The organism is Aminobacter niigataensis, assembly GCF_014200015.1.
Taxonomy (GTDB): Bacteria; Pseudomonadota; Alphaproteobacteria; order Rhizobiales; family Rhizobiaceae; genus Aminobacter; species Aminobacter niigataensis.
The window spans coordinates 205389-224628 of sequence record NZ_JACHOT010000004.1 but is presented as its reverse complement, the minus strand read 5'-3'; the positions used below and the strand labels follow the sequence as shown (position 1 = coordinate 224628).

The 19240-nt window shown below is 62.3% G+C and carries 20 protein-coding genes; 10 read left to right on the top strand and 10 right to left on the bottom strand.

Translation table 11 applies throughout. The features are described 5' to 3' along the window. Positions 1-18 precede the first annotated feature (18 nt). From GGQ99_RS16280 to mnmE, 4 genes are all read right to left on the bottom strand, one after another. Positions 19-816 (bottom strand): ParA family protein, encoded by a 798-nt coding sequence (locus tag GGQ99_RS16280; RefSeq protein WP_183263342.1) that lies wholly within the window; start codon positions 814-816, stop codon positions 19-21. A 41-nt stretch (positions 817-857) separates the two neighbouring features. Next, a complete protein-coding gene (gene rsmG, locus GGQ99_RS16275; protein WP_183263341.1) occupies positions 858-1490 on the bottom strand; it encodes a 16S rRNA (guanine(527)-N(7))-methyltransferase RsmG in 633 nt (210 codons plus the stop codon). After that, positions 1487-3361 (bottom strand): tRNA uridine-5-carboxymethylaminomethyl(34) synthesis enzyme MnmG, encoded by a 1875-nt coding sequence (mnmG, locus tag GGQ99_RS16270; RefSeq protein ID WP_183263340.1) that lies wholly within the window; start codon positions 3359-3361, stop codon positions 1487-1489. Before mnmG ends, rsmG begins: the two co-directional genes overlap by 4 nt. Before the next feature lie 170 nt (positions 3362-3531). Beyond that, positions 3532-4851, bottom strand: a complete 1320-nt coding sequence (mnmE, locus tag GGQ99_RS16265; RefSeq protein ID WP_183263339.1) for a tRNA uridine-5-carboxymethylaminomethyl(34) synthesis GTPase MnmE — start codon at positions 4849-4851, stop codon at positions 3532-3534. Between the two features lie 63 nt (positions 4852-4914). On the opposite strand from mnmE, the gene GGQ99_RS16260 reads away from it, so the two are divergent. After that, positions 4915-6933: a thioredoxin domain-containing protein gene (locus GGQ99_RS16260; protein WP_183263338.1), complete on the top strand. Its 2019-nt coding sequence runs from the start codon at positions 4915-4917 to the stop codon at positions 6931-6933. 5 nt (positions 6934-6938) lie between these two features. On the opposite strand, the gene rho is transcribed toward GGQ99_RS16260, so the two are convergent. From rho to hemE, 3 genes are all read right to left on the bottom strand, one after another. Beyond that, on the bottom strand, positions 6939-8204 hold the full coding sequence (gene rho / locus GGQ99_RS16255; RefSeq protein WP_055981803.1) for a transcription termination factor Rho: 1266 nt from the start codon (positions 8202-8204) through the stop codon (positions 6939-6941). 164 nt (positions 8205-8368) lie between these two features. Further along, positions 8369-8908 carry a protoporphyrinogen oxidase HemJ gene (gene hemJ, locus GGQ99_RS16250; protein ID WP_183263337.1) on the bottom strand — a complete coding sequence of 180 codons (540 nt, stop codon included), beginning with the start codon at positions 8906-8908 and terminating at the stop codon, positions 8369-8371. Next, positions 8905-9939, bottom strand: coding sequence for a uroporphyrinogen decarboxylase (hemE, locus tag GGQ99_RS16245; protein WP_183263336.1), 1035 nt, complete (start codon positions 9937-9939; stop codon positions 8905-8907). The genes hemJ and hemE overlap by 4 nt, the downstream gene beginning before the upstream one ends. Before the next feature lie 400 nt (positions 9940-10339). Between hemE and GGQ99_RS16240 the strand changes: the two genes are divergently transcribed. The 5 genes from GGQ99_RS16240 (at position 10340) to dnaQ (ending at position 14016) form a co-directional block, all read left to right on the top strand. Next, on the top strand, positions 10340-11161 hold the full coding sequence (locus GGQ99_RS16240) for a pyruvate, water dikinase regulatory protein (protein ID WP_108606158.1): 822 nt from the start codon (positions 10340-10342) through the stop codon (positions 11159-11161). A 53-nt stretch (positions 11162-11214) separates the two neighbouring features. After that, positions 11215-11814: a Maf-like protein gene (locus GGQ99_RS16235; RefSeq protein ID WP_183263335.1), complete on the top strand. Its 600-nt coding sequence runs from the start codon at positions 11215-11217 to the stop codon at positions 11812-11814. Further along, a complete protein-coding gene (locus GGQ99_RS16230; protein WP_108606156.1) occupies positions 11807-12643 on the top strand; it encodes a shikimate dehydrogenase in 837 nt (278 codons plus the stop codon). The genes GGQ99_RS16235 and GGQ99_RS16230 overlap by 8 nt, the downstream gene beginning before the upstream one ends. Then, a complete protein-coding gene (gene coaE / locus GGQ99_RS16225) occupies positions 12640-13230 on the top strand; it encodes a dephospho-CoA kinase (RefSeq protein WP_183263334.1) in 591 nt (196 codons plus the stop codon). Before GGQ99_RS16230 ends, coaE begins: the two co-directional genes overlap by 4 nt. 69 nt (positions 13231-13299) lie before the next feature. Then, positions 13300-14016, top strand: coding sequence for a DNA polymerase III subunit epsilon (gene dnaQ, locus GGQ99_RS16220; protein WP_183263333.1), 717 nt, complete (start codon positions 13300-13302; stop codon positions 14014-14016). A gap of 66 nt (positions 14017-14082) precedes the next feature. Here the strand turns inward: dnaQ and secB are convergent, their stop codons facing one another. Both secB and GGQ99_RS16210 read right to left on the bottom strand, forming a co-directional pair. Further along, the gene (gene secB, locus GGQ99_RS16215; RefSeq protein WP_055981830.1) at positions 14083-14577 is read right to left on the bottom strand and encodes a protein-export chaperone SecB; all 495 of its coding nucleotides are present in this window, start codon (positions 14575-14577) and stop codon (positions 14083-14085) included. Positions 14578-14688: 111 nt separating this feature from the next. Continuing rightward, entirely contained in the window at positions 14689-15162 is a 474-nt protein-coding gene (locus tag GGQ99_RS16210) for an FxsA family protein (protein WP_108606153.1), read from the bottom strand. Between the two features lie 214 nt (positions 15163-15376). On the opposite strand from GGQ99_RS16210, the gene GGQ99_RS16205 reads away from it, so the two are divergent. Genes GGQ99_RS16205 through GGQ99_RS16190 form a run of 4 tightly spaced genes read left to right on the top strand, consistent with a single transcriptional unit; the run spans position 15377 to position 18126 of the window. After that, positions 15377-16084, top strand: a complete 708-nt coding sequence (locus GGQ99_RS16205; protein WP_108606152.1) for a Tim44/TimA family putative adaptor protein — start codon at positions 15377-15379, stop codon at positions 16082-16084. Positions 16085-16106: 22 nt separating this feature from the next. Continuing rightward, the gene (gene mltA / locus GGQ99_RS16200; RefSeq protein WP_183263332.1) at positions 16107-17213 is read left to right on the top strand and encodes an MltA domain-containing protein; all 1107 of its coding nucleotides are present in this window, start codon (positions 16107-16109) and stop codon (positions 17211-17213) included. Then, entirely contained in the window at positions 17210-17755 is a 546-nt protein-coding gene (locus tag GGQ99_RS16195) for a Smr/MutS family protein (RefSeq protein ID WP_183263331.1), read from the top strand. Before mltA ends, GGQ99_RS16195 begins: the two co-directional genes overlap by 4 nt. Then, complete coding sequence (locus tag GGQ99_RS16190; RefSeq protein WP_183263330.1) at positions 17752-18126, top strand: helix-turn-helix domain-containing protein; 375 nt, start codon at positions 17752-17754, stop codon at positions 18124-18126. Before GGQ99_RS16195 ends, GGQ99_RS16190 begins: the two co-directional genes overlap by 4 nt. Here GGQ99_RS16190 and GGQ99_RS16185 read toward each other — a convergent pair. After that, a complete protein-coding gene (locus GGQ99_RS16185; protein ID WP_183263329.1) occupies positions 18123-19085 on the bottom strand; it encodes a DUF1402 family protein in 963 nt (320 codons plus the stop codon). The genes GGQ99_RS16190 and GGQ99_RS16185 overlap by 4 nt on opposite strands. Positions 19086-19240: the final 155 nt, after the last annotated feature.

Genomic DNA, 19240 nt, shown 5'->3' with positions numbered 1-19240 from the left:
TTTCGAGTCCGAATCGATTTACGCGGCGCGGAGTTTACGTTCGCGCCTGATCACTTCAGAGGCGAGCTGCAGATAGGCTTGGCTGCCTGAGCACTTGAGGTCGTAGAGGATCGCCGGCTTGCCATAGGACGGCGCTTCCGAGATGCGCACGTTGCGCGGGATCACCGTATCGTAGACCTTCTCGCCCATATGCGCGCGCACGTCTTCGACCACCTGGTTCGCCAGATTGTTGCGGCCGTCGAACATCGTCAGCACGATGCCCTGGATGGTCAGGTCGGGATTGATCGACCGACGCACCTGATCCACGGTCTCAAGCAACTGGCTCAAGCCCTCAAGCGCAAAGAATTCGCACTGCAGCGGCACGAGCACTGAATCGGCTGCCGCCATCGAATTCAGAGTCAACAGATTGAGCGACGGCGGGCAATCGATCAGCACGTAGCTGTAGCCTGCCGACCGCTCCGAGGATGCCCGCAGGGCATTGCGCAGCTTGAGCACGCGATCGGGCGCCGAGGCGATTTCCATTTCGATGCCGAGCAGGTCCAGCGTCGATGGAATGAGCGATAGGCCCGGCACGGCCGTCTCGATGGCCGCCTGCTCGATCTCCAGCTCGCCGGTCAGCACGTCATAAGACGACACGCTGCGATCCTTGCGATCGATGCCGAGACCGGTGCTGGCATTGCCTTGGGGATCAAGGTCGATGATGAGCACGCGCTCGCCGATGGCGGCAAGTGCCGTCGCCAGATTGATGGCCGTCGTGGTCTTGCCGACGCCGCCCTTCTGATTGGCAACTGTAATGATTCTTGGTGTGATCTTCATGGCTCGACTGCTGTTTTCCGTCTCGTCACATGGCGTCGCGATCAGATGCGACGCAGGTTCCGAATCTCGAGGATGACCCCCTGCGTGTCGGTCAGGCTTGGGTGTTCTACCAGATCGAATCCCCACTGGAGAGCGCTATCTTCGATCTCCTGGCGGTAATCCCGGCCTTTATGGAAAAGTGCCGTGGTGCCGGCCTCGAGCCAGGGCGACGACAGTTCGAGCAGCAATGGCAGCGGCGCCAGTGCCCGGGCACTCAGCACTTCAGGAGTGCGAATCACGCCGTGCACGTCCTCGATACGCTTGGCATGAACCCGCGCCGGCAGGCTGAGTTCTCCGGTCACCGCCTGCAGGAAGCCGGCTTTCTTGCGGTTGCTCTCAACCAGATCGATGGATGCCTCCGCCCGCCCCGCAATCATAGTAGCTATGATCAAACCGGGAAAGCCGCCGCCGGAGCCGATGTCGAGCCATTGGCTGGCTTCGCCGCCGAGCCGTACGACCTGGGCGCTGTCGAGAATATGCCGCTCCCACGCATCCGGGAGCGTAGACGGCGCCACGAGATTGATGCGCTGCGCCCATTTGCGGAACACGGTCTCGAAGGCAATCAGCTTGTCGAATGTTTCACGTGAAACGGGACCTGCGACGTCTTGCAACCTGTCATAAGCGTGCTGTTTCAAGCGGCACCCCTGCGCGCCAGCGCTTCGGCATTTCGGACGTGGGAAAGAATAATTGCAAGCGCCGCCGGCGTCATGCCGTCGATTCGTTGTGCTTCAGCCAGAGAGCGCGGGCGACGCGTCCGCATCTTCTGGCGCAATTCATTCGAAAGCCCGGGAACCGACTCAAAATCAAGCGTTTCGGGGATGACCCTCTCCTCTTCCTTCAACATCAGTGCCGCATCGGCCTTCTGTCGGTCAAGATAGACGGCGTATTTCGCTTCAGTTTCAATGGCTTCGGCGGTCTTGGCGTCAATCGACGCCAGTTCTGGCAAGATCTTAACAAGTTGGTTGAGGTCAATATTGGGGTAAGCCAGAAGCTCATAAAGCGAGCGCTTGACGCCGTCGAGATTCACTTCGATGCCATGGCGCCGCGCTTCGTTGGGCGACAGGATATGCGACTTGATCAGCGCACGGGCAGCATCGACACGCGCAGTCATTTCGCCAAAACGCGCTTCACGCTCTTCGGATGCAATGCCGAGCTCGATTGCCAGAGGCGTCAGTCGCTCGTCGGCATTGTCGGCACGCAACGAAAGCCGGAACTCGGCCCGCGAGGTGAACATGCGATAGGGCTCACTGATACCGCGGCTGATCAGATCATCGACCATCACACCGATGTAGGCCTGGCTACGGCTCAGAATCATCTGCGAGCTATTGCCAGCGAGACGGGCCGCATTGATGCCCGCCAGCAAGCCCTGCGCACCCGCTTCTTCGTAACCGGTCGTCCCGTTGATCTGGCCGGCCAGGAAAAGCCCGCGAATGCGCCTGGCTTCAAGCGTCGCTTCCAGTTCGCGCGGGTCGATATGGTCGTATTCGATCGCATAGCCGGGTTGCAGCATGACCGCACGCTCCAGCCCCGGTATCGATTTCAGGATATCGAGCTGAACATCTTCGGGCAGCGAGGTCGAGATGCCGTTGGGATAGACGGTGTCGTCGTCGAGACCTTCCGGCTCGAGGAAGATCTGGTGACCCTCGCGGTCGCCGAACTTGACGATCTTGTCTTCGATCGACGGGCAGTAACGTGGCCCGATGCCCTCGATCGAACCGGAATACATCGCCGAGCGACCGAGATTCTCCCGGATGATCTGGTGTGTCGCCTCAGTCGTGCGTGTGATGCCGCATTCGATCTGCGGGTTGGTGATGCTGTCGGTGAGCAACGAGAACGGCACCGGATCTGAGTCTGCCGCCTGCGTCTCCAGCGCCGCCCAGTCGATCGTCCGGCCATCGAGACGCGGCGGCGTACCAGTCTTCAAGCGACCAAGCCGCAATCCGGCCCGCTTCAACGTTTCCGACAGGCCCATCGAGGCCTGCTCATTCATGCGCCCGGCGGGGAACTTGCGTTCGCCGATATGGATAAGCCCGCGCAAGAAAGTGCCGGTCGTCAGGACGACGGCCGCGCAGGCCAACTCACGCCCGTCACCGAGAACGACAGCTGTGACTCGGTCATTATCTATAATGAAATCAGAGACTTCCGCCTCGACAACGGCGAGGTTCGGCTGCGCTGCGATGGCATCCTGCATCGCCAGCCGGTAGAGCTTGCGGTCGGCCTGGGTGCGCGGACCGCGCACGGCCGGGCCCTTGCGCCGGTTGAGCAGACGAAACTGGATGCCCGCGGCATCGGCAACACGGCCCATCAGCCCGTCCATGGCGTCGATCTCGCGGACAAGATGGCCCTTGCCCAATCCGCCGATCGCCGGATTGCACGACATGGTGCCGATCGTATCGTGGCGAAGGGTCACGAGCGCGGTCTTGGCACCGGCACGTGCGGCTGCAGACGCCGCTTCGCAACCGGCATGGCCTCCGCCCACCACGACGACGTCGTAGCTTTCACGCATCAGAGTCTCCAGGAAACATTTGCCGTGACAGATGTCCCCATCTCCGCCTCATGTCAAGAGAATCGCTGGAGTGGTGGTTTCACGTGAAACAACCTGGCCGCGCGAGCGGGAGTCAACGCCGATGTTTCACGTGAATCAGCACAATCCCCCGCCAAAATGTTTCACGAGAATCACTTGCCGATGCAAAACTGGGAGAAAATCACGTCCAACAGGTCTTCAACGTCGACTGCGCCGGACAGCTTGCCTATCCTGTCGCTCGCCAGCCGCAGATTCTCGGCCTTCAACTCCAGAAGCGAATTCTGGGTCGTCAGTGCGGACCCCAGGTATCCGGACGCTTCCTGCAGCAATTCGACATGCCTCAAACGCGAGGGAAGGACGTCGCCGCGTTGTCCAACGGCTTCGCCAGCCATTTCGCTGATCATTTTGAGAAGACTATCGATACCTTCGCCGGACTTGGTGGAGATCGTCGCAGCGTACCGATCGGCTGCCGGCCCGGTGGCCAGGTCCAGTTTGTTGCCAACTCTGACGGTGCGAATTCCCGAGGGCACGTCGAGCTCCTCGCCCGGCGAAGACATGTCCTCCAACAAGACCACCAAATCTGCGCCTTTTGCCCGCTCCCTGGCGCGTTCGATGCCAATGGCCTCGACCTTACCGGCCGGCTCACGCAAACCCGCCGTATCGGTGATCCGAACCTTCAGGCCATCGAGATCCAGAACTGCTTCGACGAGGTCGCGCGTCGTGCCCGCCTCGTCAGTCACGATTGCCGCCTCCCGGCGCAACAATGAATTGAGCAGACTCGACTTCCCGGCATTCGGCGCACCCAGGATGACAACGTCAAAGCCGTCACGGATCATCTCGGCCTTACCGTAGCTGTCGATGTGGCGTTGGATCTCTTCGATCAGCAATCCGACGTCGCGCCAGACCTGGGACGACACCGATCCCGGCACATCGGCCTCGTCGGCAAAGTCCATCTCCGCTTCAATCATTGCCCGCGCGTGGATCAGGCGCTTGCGCCATCCGAGATAGAGTTCGCTCTGCACTCCGCCGGAGTTCAACACGGCGAACTGGCGCTGCGCTTCTGTCTCCGCGTTAACGAGGTCGGCGAGCGCCTCCGCCTCCAGGAGGTCGATCTTGCCGTTAAGAAAAGCGCGTCGCGTGAATTCGCCTGCCTCGGCCTGGCGAAAGCCCGGCAACCCGGAAATTTCGGTAAGCAACGTCGCCACGACCGCCCGGCCACCATGCACCTGGAACTCGCCGCAGTCTTCGCCGGTAAAGCTGTTCGGACCGGGGAAAAACAGCGTCAGCGCCTGATCTATCCGCCTGCCGTCGGACGCATGCAATGGGCCGTAGTGAGCCAAGCGCGGTTTCGGGAGAGAACCGCTAATTGTTTCGATGGCGAATCGAACATTCGGCCCCGAAATGCGTATGATCGCCACCCCGGATGGTAAGTGGCCGCTGGAAAGTGCGGCGATGGAATCGGTGAATAGCATTTGCCGGTCTCACGGAAGCGCCCTAGGTTGGGCGGTATTACCACTGTTTCGGACTGATCGCGCATGCTTCCGCAAGACAATTTGCTTCGTGACGAAGGCAGCCCTTACCTGCGCCAGCATGGCGACAATCCGGTGCACTGGCGCCCGTGGTCACCTGCGGCTCTGGCGGAAGCCGTGGAGCTGGACAGGCCCATCTTGCTCTCCGTCGGTTATGCCGCCTGCCATTGGTGCCATGTCATGGCGCACGAAAGCTTCGAGAATGCCGAAGTTGCTGAGGTCATGAACCGGCTCTTCGTTAACATCAAGGTCGACCGCGAGGAGCGGCCCGACATCGACCAGATATACATGGCAGCGCTCGCCAGCATGGGCGAGCAAGGAGGCTGGCCGCTGACGATGTTTCTCACGCCGGACGCCAAGCCGTTCTGGGGCGGGACCTATTTTCCGCGTGAGGCGCGCTACGGGCGTCCGGGCGTCATCCAGGTACTCAACGCCGTCGATGCAGCATGGCGCGGCAAACGCGCCAGCATCCTGCAAAGCGCATCCGACCTTGCCCAGCATGTCAGCAAGCGCCTCGGCGGCAGCAGTGCTCCCGGCCAATTGTCGACCGACACTGCCCGGACACTTGCATCTGGCATCTACGACATGATCGACCGCAAACTGGGCGGGCTCCGCGGGGCGCCAAAATTCCCGAACGCGCCCTTCATGCAGGCCCTTTGGCTTTCCTGGCTCCGCTCGGACAACCAGGAGCATCGCGATGCAGTCACGGAAAGCATGCAACATATGCTTGCCGGCGGCATCTATGATCATGTCGGCGGTGGTTTGGCGCGCTATTCCACCGACGCAAAATGGCTGGTGCCGCATTTCGAGAAGATGCTGTACGACAATGCCCAGATGATCCGCCAGGCCAACTGGGCCTATGCAGCCACCGGAAACGAACTGTTTCGGATACGAATCGAAGATACCGTCGCCTGGTTGATGCGGGAAATGAAGCTGCCTGACGGAACATTCGCCTCCAGCCTTGACGCCGACAGTGAAGGTGAAGAAGGCCTGTTCTACACCTGGACGAGACACGACATAGAAGCCATTCTCGGTGACGATTCGTCGTTGTTTTTCAACCACTTCACACTCAGCAAGCCGGATTCTTGGGAAGGGGATCCCATTATCCACCAGACAGAGGCGCAGACCGTTCAGTCGGCCGATGCGCGCCGCCTAGTCTCCGGGCTCCTGGCCCGGCTGCTCGAGGCGCGCGAGAAGCGCGTTCGGCCCGGCCGCGACGACAAGGCCCTGACGGATTGGAACGGCCTGGCCATCGTTGCCCTCGCGGAAGCAGGACGAAGCCTCGAACGCAGCGATTGGATAGCGGCTGCGAGGGCAGCATTCGACGCGATTCTGGCTTCGGCCAATCCAGACGACCGGCTTCCCCATTCCAGCTTGGGCGAAAAGCGGCTCTATCCGGCACTGTCGAGTGATTACGCCGCGATGATCAACGCTGCCGTTTCGCTGTTCGAAGCCACCAGGGACGCGCGATACCTGGAGCACGGCGCGCGTTTTCTCGACATACTCGAGACCTGGCATGCCGATGCCGACAAGACGGGGCACTATCTCACCGCTTCGGACAGCACCGACGTGCCAATGCGTATCCGCGGCGACATCGATGAGGCGATCCCGTCAGCAACCAGCCAGATCATGGAAGCGGTGGTGCGGCTCGCCAATGTCACCGGCGACATCGACCTGCAGCAACGCGCCTGGACGATCGCCGAGCACGCCGCGGGCCGCATCCAGAACCAGCAATACGGGCAGGCCGGCATCGTCAATGCCAGCGTATTGGCGCTCGAGCCGTCAAAGCTGATAATCGTCGAGGATCCCACGAGCCCAAGCCTTGTTTCGGTAGCGAATCGGAACCCCGACCCGCGCCGCGTCGACATCTTCGTCAATGTTGGCGACGACGTGACCCGTGCCAAACTGCCCGGCGACATCCTGCCGGATACGAAAAAGGCCGGTGCATATCTCTGCACCGGCCTCATCTGTCTGCCTGTCATTTGCGTTCCCGAAAAGCTGGAAGAAGCCCTTCGCCGTCGCTGAATAGGTCAGGTGTTCATCGAATCGAAGAAATCGGCGTTGGTCTTGGTCTGCTTGAGCTTGTCGATGAGGAACTCGATCGCATCGGTGGTGCCCATCGGCGCCAGGATGCGGCGCAGCACGAAGATCTTCTGCAGGTCCTGGCGCTGGACGAGCAGGTCTTCCTTGCGGGTGCCGGACTTGAGGATGTCCATCGCCGGATAGATGCGCTTGTCTGCGACCTTGCGGTCGAGCACGATTTCCGAGTTGCCGGTGCCCTTGAACTCTTCGAAGATGACTTCGTCCATGCGGCTGCCGGTGTCGATCAGCGCGGTGGCTATGATGGTCAACGAACCGCCTTCTTCGATGTTACGGGCAGCACCGAAGAAGCGCTTCGGGCGCTGCAGAGCGTTGGCGTCGACACCGCCGGTCAGAACCTTGCCGGATGACGGCACGACGGTGTTGTAGGCGCGGCCGAGACGGGTGATCGAATCCAGCAGGATAACGACGTCGCGGCCGTGTTCGACCAGTCGCTTCGCTTTCTCGATGACCATTTCAGCAACCTGGACGTGGCGAACGGCCGGCTCGTCGAAGGTCGACGACACCACCTCGCCCTTCACCGAGCGCTGCATATCGGTCACTTCTTCCGGACGCTCGTCGATCAGAAGCACGATCAGGTAGCACTCGGGATGGTTGGTGGTGATCGAGTGCGCGATGTTCTGCAGCAGCACGGTCTTGCCGGTACGCGGCTGCGCCACGATCAGGGCGCGCTGGCCCTTGCCCAGCGGCGCCACCAGGTCGATGACGCGGGGCGAGATGTCCTTTGTCGTCGGGTTCTCGACTTCCATCTTGAGCCGCGACGTCGGGTACAGCGGCGTCAGGTTGTCGAAGTGGATCTTGTGACGGATCTTTTCGGGATCATCGAAATTGATCGTGTTGACCTTCAGCAGCGCGAAATAGCGCTCGCCCTCCTTGGGGCTGCGGATCGGGCCCTCGACCGTATCGCCGGTCTTCAGCGAGAAGCGCCTGATCTGGGAAGGTGAAATGTAGATATCGTCCGGACCCGGAAGATAATTGGCGTTTGCCGAACGCAGGAAGCCAAAACCGTCCTGCAACACTTCGACGACACCGTCACCGATGATCTCGATATCCTGGCCGGCCAGCTTCTTGAGAATCGCAAACATCAGTTCCTGCTTGCGCATGACGCTGGCGTTTTCGACCTCGAGCGATTCGGCGTAAGCGATCAGCTCCGGCGGCTTCTTGTTCTTGAATTCGGCGAGTTTAGTTTCCTGCATAGACGGACTCTGAGCGTGGGGAAGGATTGGCTATCGGCATTTTGCGATAAGCGCCGGGCGCGGCCAGGGAATGAGAATGGGGCGGCGCATGGCGGGAAGGAAGAAGAGCCTTTTAGCTCTCCCGAAACGAAAGAGCAAGGCGCAGTCCAGCAAATTTAAGGTCGTCAGAAGGGCTTTACAACCACCAGGATGACGATGACGACCATCAGGACCGTCGGGATCTCGTTGACGATGCGCCAGTGCCGCGACGGTTTCTCGTTGCGGTCCTCGGCAAAGCGGCGGACGGACGCTGACAGATAGCCGTGAACGCCCGAAAGCAGCAGTACTGCGGTAAGCTTGGCGTGCAGCCAGCCGCCGCTGAAATCAAATCCCTTCCAAGCCAGCCACAGGCCGAACACCCAGGTGACGATCATCGCCGGGTTGATGATGGCCCGCAGCAGGCGACGCTCCATCACCTTGAAGGTCTCCGATTGCACGGAGCCCTTCTCCGCCTCTGCGTGATAAACCAACAGCCGCGGCAGATAGAGCATGCCGGCCATCCATGAGATCACGGCGATGATGTGAATGGCCTTTGCCCAGGGGTAGAACCCGTCTGGCGCGGCCAGGAAAAGCAGCGCCGTCAGCGCGACCAGAACGACGATCGAGATCACGGCGCGCTTGGCAGCCGTCGCACCGCTTGATGTCCCTTGCGCATTGCTGCTCATTGCTGGGTTGCCTTTCGCACCTGGCGGACCATCGCCTCGACATGCGCCACCGGCGTTTCGGGCGTAATGCCGTGGCCGAGATTGAAGATCAGCGGACCGTTTCCCAACGCCTTCAGGATGGCGTCCACGCCCTCTTCCAGCGCCTTGCCACCGACAACGAGCCTGAGCGGGTCGAGGTTGCCCTGCACGGCTCCTGCGCCCTGCAGACGCTGCGCCTGCGACAGAGGCACCGTCCAATCTAGGCCGAGGCCGGTGACGCCTGTGCGCTGCCTGTAGCTGTCGAGCTGGGCTCCAGCCCCCTTGGGGAAGCCGATGATCGGAACGTCCGGATAGACCGCGCGCACCTTGCGCACGATCTCGGCAACCGGCTTGATGCAGCAGGCCTCGAAAGTCGCTTCGTCGAGCACGCCCGACCAGGAATCGAAGATCTGCACCACGTCGGCGCCCGCTTCGATCTGGCGGATGAGATAGGCTGCCGAATGATCGGCAAGGATCGACAGCAACCGCGCCATGGCTTCCGGCTCGCGATAGGCGAACAGTCTTGCTGGTGCCTGGTCTGGCGTGCCGTGTCCGGCGATCATGTAGGTGGCAACCGTCCAGGGCGCGCCGCAGAAGCCGATCAGGGTCGTCTTCTCCGGCAATTCGCGGCGCAGCCGGCGCACGGTTTCGTAGACCGGTTCGAGATTCACGTGAAACTTTTCGCCGTCCAGCGCTGCGACGCCGGCCGCGGTGATCGGCGTCATCAAGGGCCCACGGCCTTCCTCGAAGCGGAGATCGCGACCGAGCGCATGCGGAACCACAAGGATGTCGGAGAACAGGATCGAAGCATCGAAGTCGAAGCGCCTGATCGGCTGCAGCGTCACTTCGACGGCAAAGTCGGGGTTATAGCAGAGATCGAGGAAGCTCCCGGCCTTCTTACGTGCTTCGCGATACTCCGGGAGATAGCGGCCTGCCTGGCGCATCATCCAGAGCGGAGGAACCTCCAGGCTTTCGCCTTTCAGGACTTGGAGCAGAGCGCGTTTTACGGGCATCAGGTCTGCCTTTCCTTGTGCCTTCTATAAACAAAAATTTATATCGAAGGATTCTTCTAATTCTTAGAGTCTGTTGGAATCGAGAATTACGACCTGTCCATAGGCAGCCCAAGATATCCACCTGTCATAGTGACGCGCGGCCGTTTTCGCCAGCGTGGAAAACTTCGAGCAAGAAGCGGATTCGTCGATTTGAATCAGGAATGTAGCTGAGCGCATGCCAGATGCTGATTCTGTGGACAGCCGGGGACTAAAAAACTATCCCCACAATACTCCCCGCCACTGAATCGAAACAGACAGCAGAGCGAATTGTGGACAAGTCGGCATCTGATACAGTCGCGCCGGCCGCTTTGAGCCAAACCGCCCGTTTATCCACATTTGACCACAGACCCAGGCGCCCGCTGTGAACAAACCGCAAAGCTTCTTCCATCTGCACCTGATCTCCGACGCCACCGGCGAGACGCTTCTGGCGGCCGGGCGCGCGGCCTCCGCGCAATACAAGGACGCGCGCGCGATCGAGCACATCTACCCGCTGATCCGCACCGAAAAGCAGCTGATGAAGGTGTTCGACGACATCGAGGAAGAGCCGGGCATCGTGCTCTACACCGTTGTCGATCAGCACCTCGCCGGCATCATCGACAGCCGCTGCGCGGCGATGGGGCTGCCCTGCGTGTCGGTGCTCGAGCCGGTGCTGTCGGTGTTCCAGTCCTATCTCGGCGCGCCGGCCGGCCGCCGTGTCGGCGCCCAGCACGTGCTCGATGCCGAATATTTCCGCCGCATCGACGCGCTCAACTTCACCATGGAACATGACGACGGCCAGTTGCCGACCGACATGGAGCAGGCCGACGTGGTGCTGATCGGCATTTCGAGAACGTCGAAGACACCGACCAGCATCTATCTCGCCAACCGCGGCATCAAGACCGCAAACATCCCCATCGTGCTTGGCGTCCCCGTGCCCGACAGCCTGGTCAAGGCGGAAAAGCCACTGGTCGTCGGGCTGATCGCCACCGCCGAGCGCATCTCGCATGTGCGCCAGAACCGTATTCTCGGCACGACCATGGCCTTCGACGCCCAGGAATACATCGACCGCGCCTCGATCACCGAGGAACTGGCCTATGCCCGTAAGATCTGCACCAAGCACAATTGGCCGATGATCGACGTCAGCCGCCGCTCGATCGAGGAAACGGCCGCCGCGATCGTTGCCCTGCGCAACAAGAGCCGCTAGGACCCGATACACCCAGCAACGCCGCCTGCGCGGTTCGTTTTCAGGCAAAGCCAGTGACCGAAAAACTCATCCTTGCTTCCGGCAGCCCGTTTCGCAAAGCCATGCTCGAACATGCCGGCGTGGCCGTCGATGCCATCCCCGCCGATCTCGACGAGCGTGCTCTCGAGGCACCGCTGGCCGAAAGCGGTGCGACGCCCGAGGAAGTGGCCTTGGTGCTCGCCGAGGCAAAGGCGGTGGCAGTCAGCGAAGCACACCCTGGCCGGCTGGTGCTCGGCTGCGACCAGACGCTGTCGCTCGGCGACGAGGTGTTCCACAAGCCGGCCGACATGGAAGGGGCCCGTCGCCACCTGCTCAAGCTTTCCGGCCAGACGCATCAGCTCAACAGCGCCGTGGTTTTGGTGCGCGATGGCGAAACGATCTGGCGCCATGTCGCGGTCGCGTCGCTGACCATGCGCCAGCTCGACCCGGCTTTCATTGGCCGCCACCTTGCCCGTGTCGGCAGGAAAGCCCTGTCGAGCGTCGGCGCCTACCAGATCGAGGGCGAAGGCATCCAGCTGTTCGAAAAGGTCGAAGGTGACCACTTCACCATCGTCGGCCTGCCGCTTTTGCCGGTTCTCAAGGAACTGCGCGAGCTCGGGGCCATCGATGGCTGAGTTGAAGGCATTCGTCTGCGGCCACCCCATCGCGCATTCGCGCTCGCCGCTGATCCATAGCCATTGGCTGAAGAGCTACGGCATTGACGGCAGCTACACGGCAATCGACGTCGCTCCAACTGATTTTGCCGTGTTTCTCAGCGGTCTTGCTGCGGCTGGCCTCCGCGGCGGCAATGTCACCATCCCGCACAAGGAGGCAGCCTTCGCCGCTGTCCAGCGCCGCGACGAGGCCGCCGAGCAGATCGGCGCCGTCAACACGCTGTGGTTCGAGGATGGCGTTTTGTGGGGTGGTAACACCGACGCCTATGGTTTTGCCGCCAATCTCGATCACTTTGCGCCGGGCTGGGCCAAGGGCGATGTGGCCGTGGTGCTGGGCGCCGGCGGTGCGTCGCGGGCGATCATCCATGCGCTCAAGCAGCGCGGCTTCAAGGATATCCGCATCGTCAACCGTACGGTTGCGCGCGCCGAGCAGCTTGCCAACCAGTTCGGCGCCGGTATCACAGCGCATCCGCAGGCGGCGACGCCCGAACTGCTTGGAGATGCATCCTTGCTGGTCAACACGACGGCGCTCGGCATGCATGGCAATGAGGGCCTGCCTGCCGATCCCGCAAACCTGCCCGGCCACGCCATTGTCACCGATATCGTCTATGTGCCGCTCGAGACACCGCTGCTCACAGCGGCAAAGGCGCGAGGCCTCAAGACGGTCGATGGCCTCGGAATGCTGTTGCACCAGGCAGTACCGGGCTTCGAACGCTGGTTCGGCAAGAGGCCTGAAGTCACGGCCGAGTTGCGAAACCTGATCGTTGCCGACATGGACCGCAAGAAATGATCGTCCTGGGGCTGACAGGGTCGATCGGCATGGGCAAGTCGACGACAGCCAGGATGTTCGCGGAAGCCGGCGTCCCGGTCCATGATTCCGACGAGGCGGTGCATCGGCTCTATGCCGGCGACGCAGCCCCCCTGATCGAGGCGGCCTTCCCCGGAACGGTCAAGGACGGGACCGTCGACCGCACCGAACTCGCCCGTCATGTCCTGGGCGATGCAGCGGCCCTGAAGAAGCTCGAAGGCATCATCCATCCGCTTGTCCGGGCCGATGCAAATGCGTTCCTCGAGCGCAGCCGCGCCGCGGGTGCGCCGATGGCCGTGCTCGACATCCCGCTGCTGTTTGAAACCAATGGCCGCGGCCGGGTCGATAAGGTGGTGGTGGTCACCGCATCGCCGGAAATCCAGCGCGAGCGCGTTCTGGCTCGCCCAGGCATGACCGAGCAAAAATTCGAGGCGATCCTGGCCAAGCAGGTACCCGACGCTGAAAAGCGCGCGCGCGCCGACTACATCGTCGATACGGGCCAGGGCCTTGAGCCGGCCCGCGCTGCCGTTCAGGCCATCATTGCCGATTTGACGGTGGGAAAGCCCTAGGCCGGCGAATCGCCGCACTTGTCCGCCGGCTGCCCATGAGGGCATGCTCGCGGCAAGGAGAATCATCACTTGCGCGAGATCATTTTCGATACGGAAACGACCGGCCTCGACAACCGCGAGGACCGCGTGATCGAGATCGGCGGCATCGAGATGGTCAACCGCTTTCCGACCGGCCGCACGTTCCACAAATACATCAACCCGCAGGGGCGGCAGGTCCATCCGGAAGCCCAGGCGGTGCACGGCATCTCCAACGCCGATCTCGAGGGCAAGCCGACCTTCGCTGAGATCATCGACGACTTCATCGACTTCATCGACGGCGCCAAGCTTGTCGCGCACAACGGCACTTTCGATCTGGGTTTCATCAATGCCGAGTTTGCCAGGCTCGACCAGGCGGCGATCGAGGCCGAGCGCCTGATCGATACGCTGGCGCTTGCCCGCCGCAAGCACCCGATGGGCCCGAATTCGCTCGATGCGCTGTGCCGGCGCTACGGCATCGACAACAGCCGCCGTACCAAGCACGGGGCCCTGCTCGACTCCGAGCTTCTGGCCGAAGTTTATATCGAGCTGATTGGTGGCAAGCAGTCGGCGCTGGTGCTGGACAGCTTTTCGTCATCCGGCGGCAATGGCGGGTCGACGCGGCAGATCGAGATCGTCATCGCCGCCCGGGCCGAGCCGCTGCCGACCCGGCTGAGCGAGGCCGAGCTTGCCGCGCACGAGAAGCTGGTAGGCACCCTTGGCGAAAAGGCGATCTGGGCGAAGCTGCTCTCTCCTGCCGAACCCAACTGACCGGCGGATACGAAAAAGCCCGGCGCTGAGGCCGGGCTTTAGATATCTGCGCTCTTGGGCGAGGTCTTAGCTGACCTTGACCTGCGAAGCGGCCTTTTCCTCGGCGATCTTCTGCTGGAACATTTGCGCGAAGTCGATCGGATCAAGCATCAGCGGCGGGAAGCCGCCGTTGCGGGTCGCTTCGGCGATGATCTGGCGAGCGAAGGGGAACAGCAGGCGCGGGCACTCGATGAAGAGCAGCGGCAGCATGTGTTCCTGCGGGAAACCGTCGATGCGGAAGACGCCGCCATAGACCAGCTCGACGTTGAACAGCACGTCCTTGTCGAAGGCAGCCTTGGCGCTCAGCGTCAGGTTGACGTCGAACTGCTTGTCCGTCATCGGGTTGGCGTTGACGTTGACGTTGATGTTGATGCCGGGAGCCTTGTCGCGGCCGCGCAGCGAGTTCGGCGCGCCGGGGCTTTCGAAGGACAGGTCCTTTACATACTGCGCCAGCACGTTGAGCGTGGGCTGCTGTGCGTTACCGTTGCCGTTGGCGCCTTCCGGCGCTTCATTAGTGGCCATAAGCCCATGTCCTCTTGGCTCGGCCGCGGCGCGGCCCGTATTGAAATCGCGCGTTGGCTACCACGCTCGGCATGCCAAGACAAGGTTTTGCCGGCGTCGCAAGCTTCGGCCCTACTCGTCGCGGATCGAACGCCAGGGCGAATTGGGGTTGGGCTGGCGCGAAAAATCGTCTTCGTCGAGATCGATGGTCTTGCCGCCGGCCGGACCGCCGCGTCGGGCAAAGCCGCCGAAATCGGTAGAGAAGCGAACCCGCTTGCCGAGGAAGCGCCAGGCCAGGGCGCGGACCGGCGGCAGGAACAGGAGTATGCCCAGAATGTCGGTGATGAAGCCGGGGATCAGCAGCAGGATACCGGCCAGCACGATCATCGCACCGTTGGCCAGCTCCTTCGAAGGGTCGCGGCCGGCGTCCATCTCGGTGCGAATCCGGGTCATGACGCCAAAACCCTGCACCCGCAGCAGGATCGAGCCGACGATGCCGCTGAGAAGGATCAGGCCGATGGTTGCCAGCACGCCGATTTCGCTGCCGACCACCACGAAGCCGGCTATTTCGAGCAAGGGCAAGGCAAGGATCAGGAGTGGCAGCATGAAGGGCGTCGATCCGGTCCGGTTTGTGTTGACGTGACAACGATATGCGGTCACAGGCATACCGCATACATCTTTAGATAGGGCGCTGCGCCTTTAATTTGAATGATCGGCGCATGCGTTCTATATGCAAAGGCTCAGGGGCGCCCCAAAAGCGCCGGCAATTGGCAGATAGTCTGGCTTTGGCCGTGAACAAGGGACGGATCGGCGGGAAGATATGGAATTCTTCGATTTCGGCACGATTTTCTTTCTGATCGCAGCGGTGGTGATCTTCTTCCAGCTGCGCAACGTGCTCGGCCGCCGCACCGGCAACGAACGCCCGCCTTTCGATCCCTACACCGCAGCGCGTAACAAGCCGCAGGACGCCAATGGCAAGTCCGAGAACGTCGTCTCGCTGCCGCGCAAGCGCGCAGCCGGCGAGCCCGCTGAAGACGCCTATGTCGCCATCGACGCCTTTGCCAAGCCCGGCACCGAGCTCAACAAGGGCCTGCGCGCCATCAAGGATGCGGATGCTTCCTTCGAGCCCAAGGGTTTTGTCGAAGGCGCCAAGATGGCCTACGAGATGATCGTCATGGCCTATGCCGACGGCGACCGCAAAACTCTCAAGAACCTGCTGTCGCGCGAGGTCTTCGACGGCTTCGTCGCGGCGATCACCGAGCGCGAGGGCCGTTCGGAAAAGATCCAGTCTTCCTTCGTCGGTATCGACAAGGCCGATATCGTTTCGGCCGAGATGAAGGGCGGCGAGGCCCATGTCACGCTTCGTATCGTCTCGGAGCTGATCTCGGCGACCCGCGACAAGGCCGGCGACGTCATCGACGGCGATCCGGAGACCGTGGCCGAGGTCAAGGATGTCTGGACCTTCGCCCGCGACACCCGCTCGCGCGACCCGAACTGGAAGCTCGTCGCCACCGAGGAAGAAGACTGATCGCGACTGGCGGGCGAAGCCCGTGCCGCTCTCGCCCGCGTTCTGCCAGGTCACTTTCGCCGACCTGCCCGGCTGGCTGGAAGATGACCAGTTGGCGGCCTTCGAAGCCTTCCGGCGCTCTGCCTTTCATGTCCTGACCAAACCCTATCGCAGCGGCGCCCTTGGCGTCGCTTTCGATGCTTTCGGCCCCTCCTATGCCGACGCCCGCGAACAACCGGCAACCACCGGCGCCAAGGCCCGCGAATTCTTCGAACGTCATTTCCAGCCAGCCTTTGTCGCGCCGGATGGCCGCGACCGTGGTCTGGTCACTGGTTTCTACGAGCCCGAAGTCGAGGCATCTCCCGTCAGGACAGAGGTTTTCCGGATACCGCTGCTGTCGCGCCCGGCCGACCTCGTCGACATTGACGACCAGAACCGTCCAGCCGGCATGGACCCCTATCTCGCCTTCGCCCGCCAGACGCCGAACGGCCTCGTCGAATATTTCGACCGGGCGGCGATCGAACAGAGCGCCTTGGCGGGCAAGGGCCTCGAGATCGCCTGGGTCGCCGATCCTGTCGACGCGTTCTTCATCCATGTCCAGGGTGCCGCGCGCCTGCATATGACCGACGGTTCGCTGCGGCGCGTCACCTACGCCGCGAAATCCGGCCAGCGCTTTACCGGTCCCGGCCGGATTTTGGCCGGGATCGGCGAGATTCCGCTCGAGAAGGTGACGATGCAGTCGATCCGGGCCTGGTTCAAAGCCAACCCGCAGAGGATCGACGAGATCCTGTGGCAGAACCGGTCCTACATCTTCTTCAGGCATGCAGAGGTCGATGATCCCGCTCTCGGGCCGATCGCCGCGGCAAAGGTGCCGCTCACGCCGGGCCGCTCGGTCGCCGTCGATCGCCTGCTGCACACTTTCGGAACGCCGTTTTTCATCGCGGCGCCGTCGCTGACCGCATTCGGCGGCGGACCGTTCGCCCGGCTCATGATCGCCCAGGATACCGGATCGGCTATCACCGGCCAGGCGCGCGGCGACCTGTTCGCCGGATCGGGCTTCGATGCCGGGGAGATCGCCGGCGTCGTCCGCAACGATGCCGATTTCTTCGCGCTTCTGCCGAAGTCCTTGTTCGCCGGGGCCAGTTCATGAGCACGCGTCGCGAACGCAAGCTGAGCGACGAAGAACGCGTGCTGTGGAACGTCATTGCCCGGACGACCTCGCCGCTGAAGGGCAAGCGGGCGGTTGAGGTTCCCGAACTGCCTGTGCCCTTAGCTGAAAAGCCGGTGGCAGCACCGGTCCAGGCAGCGCAAGTGCCGGCACCCTCGGCACCGACGCCGCCGAAACGCCAGTATGTCGCCCACTCGCTCGACGAGCCGACGCGCGACAAGCTGTCCAAGGGCCGCCTGCCGATCGAAGGCCGCGTCGACCTGCACGGCCTGACCCAGGACGAGGCCTATTCCCTGCTGCTTACCTTTTTGGCGCGGGCCCATGCCGGTGGGGTTCGCTATGTCCTCGTCATCACCGGCAAGGGCAACTCCAAGGGCGGCGACGGCGTGCTGAAGCGCATGGTTCCGGCTTGGTTGAACACGGCGCCATTCCGCATGCTGGTCTCCAGCCACGATCATGCCGCACGCCACCATGGCGGCTCGGGTGCGATCTACATCCGGCTGCGGCGGAGGACCGGCCATTGACACCGCTGGGCGAACGCATCCGCGAACTCCGGCGCGAACGCGGCGTCAGCCAGAAGGACATGGCTGCCTCCATCGGCGTCAGCGCCGCCTATCTCTCGGCGCTGGAGCATGGCCATCGCGGCGTGCCGACCTGGGCGATGATCCAGAAGATCATCGGCTACTTCAATGTCATCTGGGATGATGCCGAGGAATTGCAGAAGCTGGCCGAGGGTTCGCACCCGCGCGTCGTGGTCGACACGGCGGGGCTTTCGCCTGCCGCCACCGAACTCGCCAATCTCCTGGCCCAGGCCATAGGCGAGTTGAACGAGACCGAACTTGCCGCCCTCAACGTTCACGTCCGCCTGGCGATCGCGCGGAAGAAACGCGGCTAGAACAGCGCCTTGAGTTCGCTGAGGCGGTCGTTGACCAGCCAACCGTAGTAATTTTCCTCCGGCACCTTGGGCGCTTCGCCAGCCGCCTCGCGCCGGTCGTTCTCGGCCTTGAGCGCATAGGCGCGCGCTTCGGGGTTGCCGACATTGTACAGCGTGGCGGTAATCCCCGGATTGCCGGAAATATCGAAGCCGGCGATGCTCTTGTAGGCGTCGATCGAGGTCTTCAGCGTCGCTGCGACGTAAGGCAGCGTCAGGTCCGGGTCCATGATCGTCTTGTAGACGGCATTGGGGTCGCTCTCATCGAGCTTGGGCAGGCGCGACACCTTGTGCACGACGTCGCTCATCTGCAGCGCCGTCAGCGGATTGAGCTGGCCGATGCCGAATGTCTGGCCGGCGTAGAACGGCTGGAAGAAGGTCGCGCTGAAGCGGTCGTTGGGATAACTGGTGCCGCCCACGGTCTTCCCGCGGAAATCCTGGTTCCAAACCCGCTCGCGGCATTCCCAAAGGTCGTAGCTGCCCGATTTGCCGCTACACTCGGCGAATTCCGGCCGCTTGATGAAATCGGAGATGTCTTCGCCCTCATAGGCGAAACGCAGCTTGCTGGAGAGGTAGGACACTGCCTTGACGTAGTAGGTCTGCAGCCGGTCGTAGGCGTCGACATTGTAGGTGTGCTCGCCGACGATGGCACCGACGATATGCATCGGGTCGATGCCGTAGTCGCGTGCCACCGACTTGATCTTGCCGCGCAGCTCGCCATCGTTCTGCAACAGCGCATAGACCTTGCGGTATTTGGCGTCGAACGTGGTCTTGCCTGCCCTCGTACGTTTGGACGAGGCGCCGGGCACTTCGGGCTGTTCGACATTGACGTTGCCGGCGGCGACCACCGTCGTGGCAGCCGATGCCTGCGGCGGGCCGAAGGCTGCCGCCAGAAGAAATGCCGTGAGAAATGCGCTTTTCATATGCTGCTGTATGCCCAAGCTTTGTCCGGGCAAACTAGAAAATGCCCCACGCTTAGTCGAGGGCGTTGTCGCCCGAAGCTGCGAAACCTGGCCGAATGGTTCCATTCGGCCACAGGTCGGGATGCACGGCGGCCCTGCCGGGCCGCCGTTGGAGC

Bases quoted from the DNA above. Each gene is read 5' to 3' on its own strand.
- GGQ99_RS16280 (WP_183263342.1), bottom strand. From the start codon at position 816: ATGAAGATCACACCAAGAATCATTACAGTTGCCAATCAGAAGGGCGGC.
- mnmG (WP_183263340.1), bottom strand. From the start codon at position 3,361: ATGCGTGAAAGCTACGACGTCGTCGTGGTGGGCGGAGGCCATGCCGGT.
- mnmE (WP_183263339.1), bottom strand. From the start codon at position 4,851: ATGCTATTCACCGATTCCATCGCCGCACTTTCCAGCGGCCACTTACCA.
- GGQ99_RS16260 (WP_183263338.1), top strand. From the start codon at position 4,915: ATGCTTCCGCAAGACAATTTGCTTCGTGACGAAGGCAGCCCTTACCTG.
- rho (WP_055981803.1), bottom strand. From the start codon at position 8,204: ATGCAGGAAACTAAACTCGCCGAATTCAAGAACAAGAAGCCGCCGGAG.
- hemJ (WP_183263337.1), bottom strand. From the start codon at position 8,908: ATGAGCAGCAATGCGCAAGGGACATCAAGCGGTGCGACGGCTGCCAAG.
- hemE (WP_183263336.1), bottom strand. From the start codon at position 9,939: ATGCCCGTAAAACGCGCTCTGCTCCAAGTCCTGAAAGGCGAAAGCCTG.
- GGQ99_RS16230 (WP_108606156.1), top strand. From the start codon at position 11,807: ATGGCTGAGTTGAAGGCATTCGTCTGCGGCCACCCCATCGCGCATTCG.
- coaE (WP_183263334.1), top strand. From the start codon at position 12,640: ATGATCGTCCTGGGGCTGACAGGGTCGATCGGCATGGGCAAGTCGACG.
- secB (WP_055981830.1), bottom strand. From the start codon at position 14,577: ATGGCCACTAATGAAGCGCCGGAAGGCGCCAACGGCAACGGTAACGCA.
- GGQ99_RS16210 (WP_108606153.1), bottom strand. From the start codon at position 15,162: ATGCTGCCACTCCTGATCCTTGCCTTGCCCTTGCTCGAAATAGCCGGC.
- GGQ99_RS16205 (WP_108606152.1), top strand. From the start codon at position 15,377: ATGGAATTCTTCGATTTCGGCACGATTTTCTTTCTGATCGCAGCGGTG.
- GGQ99_RS16195 (WP_183263331.1), top strand. From the start codon at position 17,210: ATGAGCACGCGTCGCGAACGCAAGCTGAGCGACGAAGAACGCGTGCTG.
- GGQ99_RS16185 (WP_183263329.1), bottom strand. From the start codon at position 19,085: ATGAAAAGCGCATTTCTCACGGCATTTCTTCTGGCGGCAGCCTTCGGC.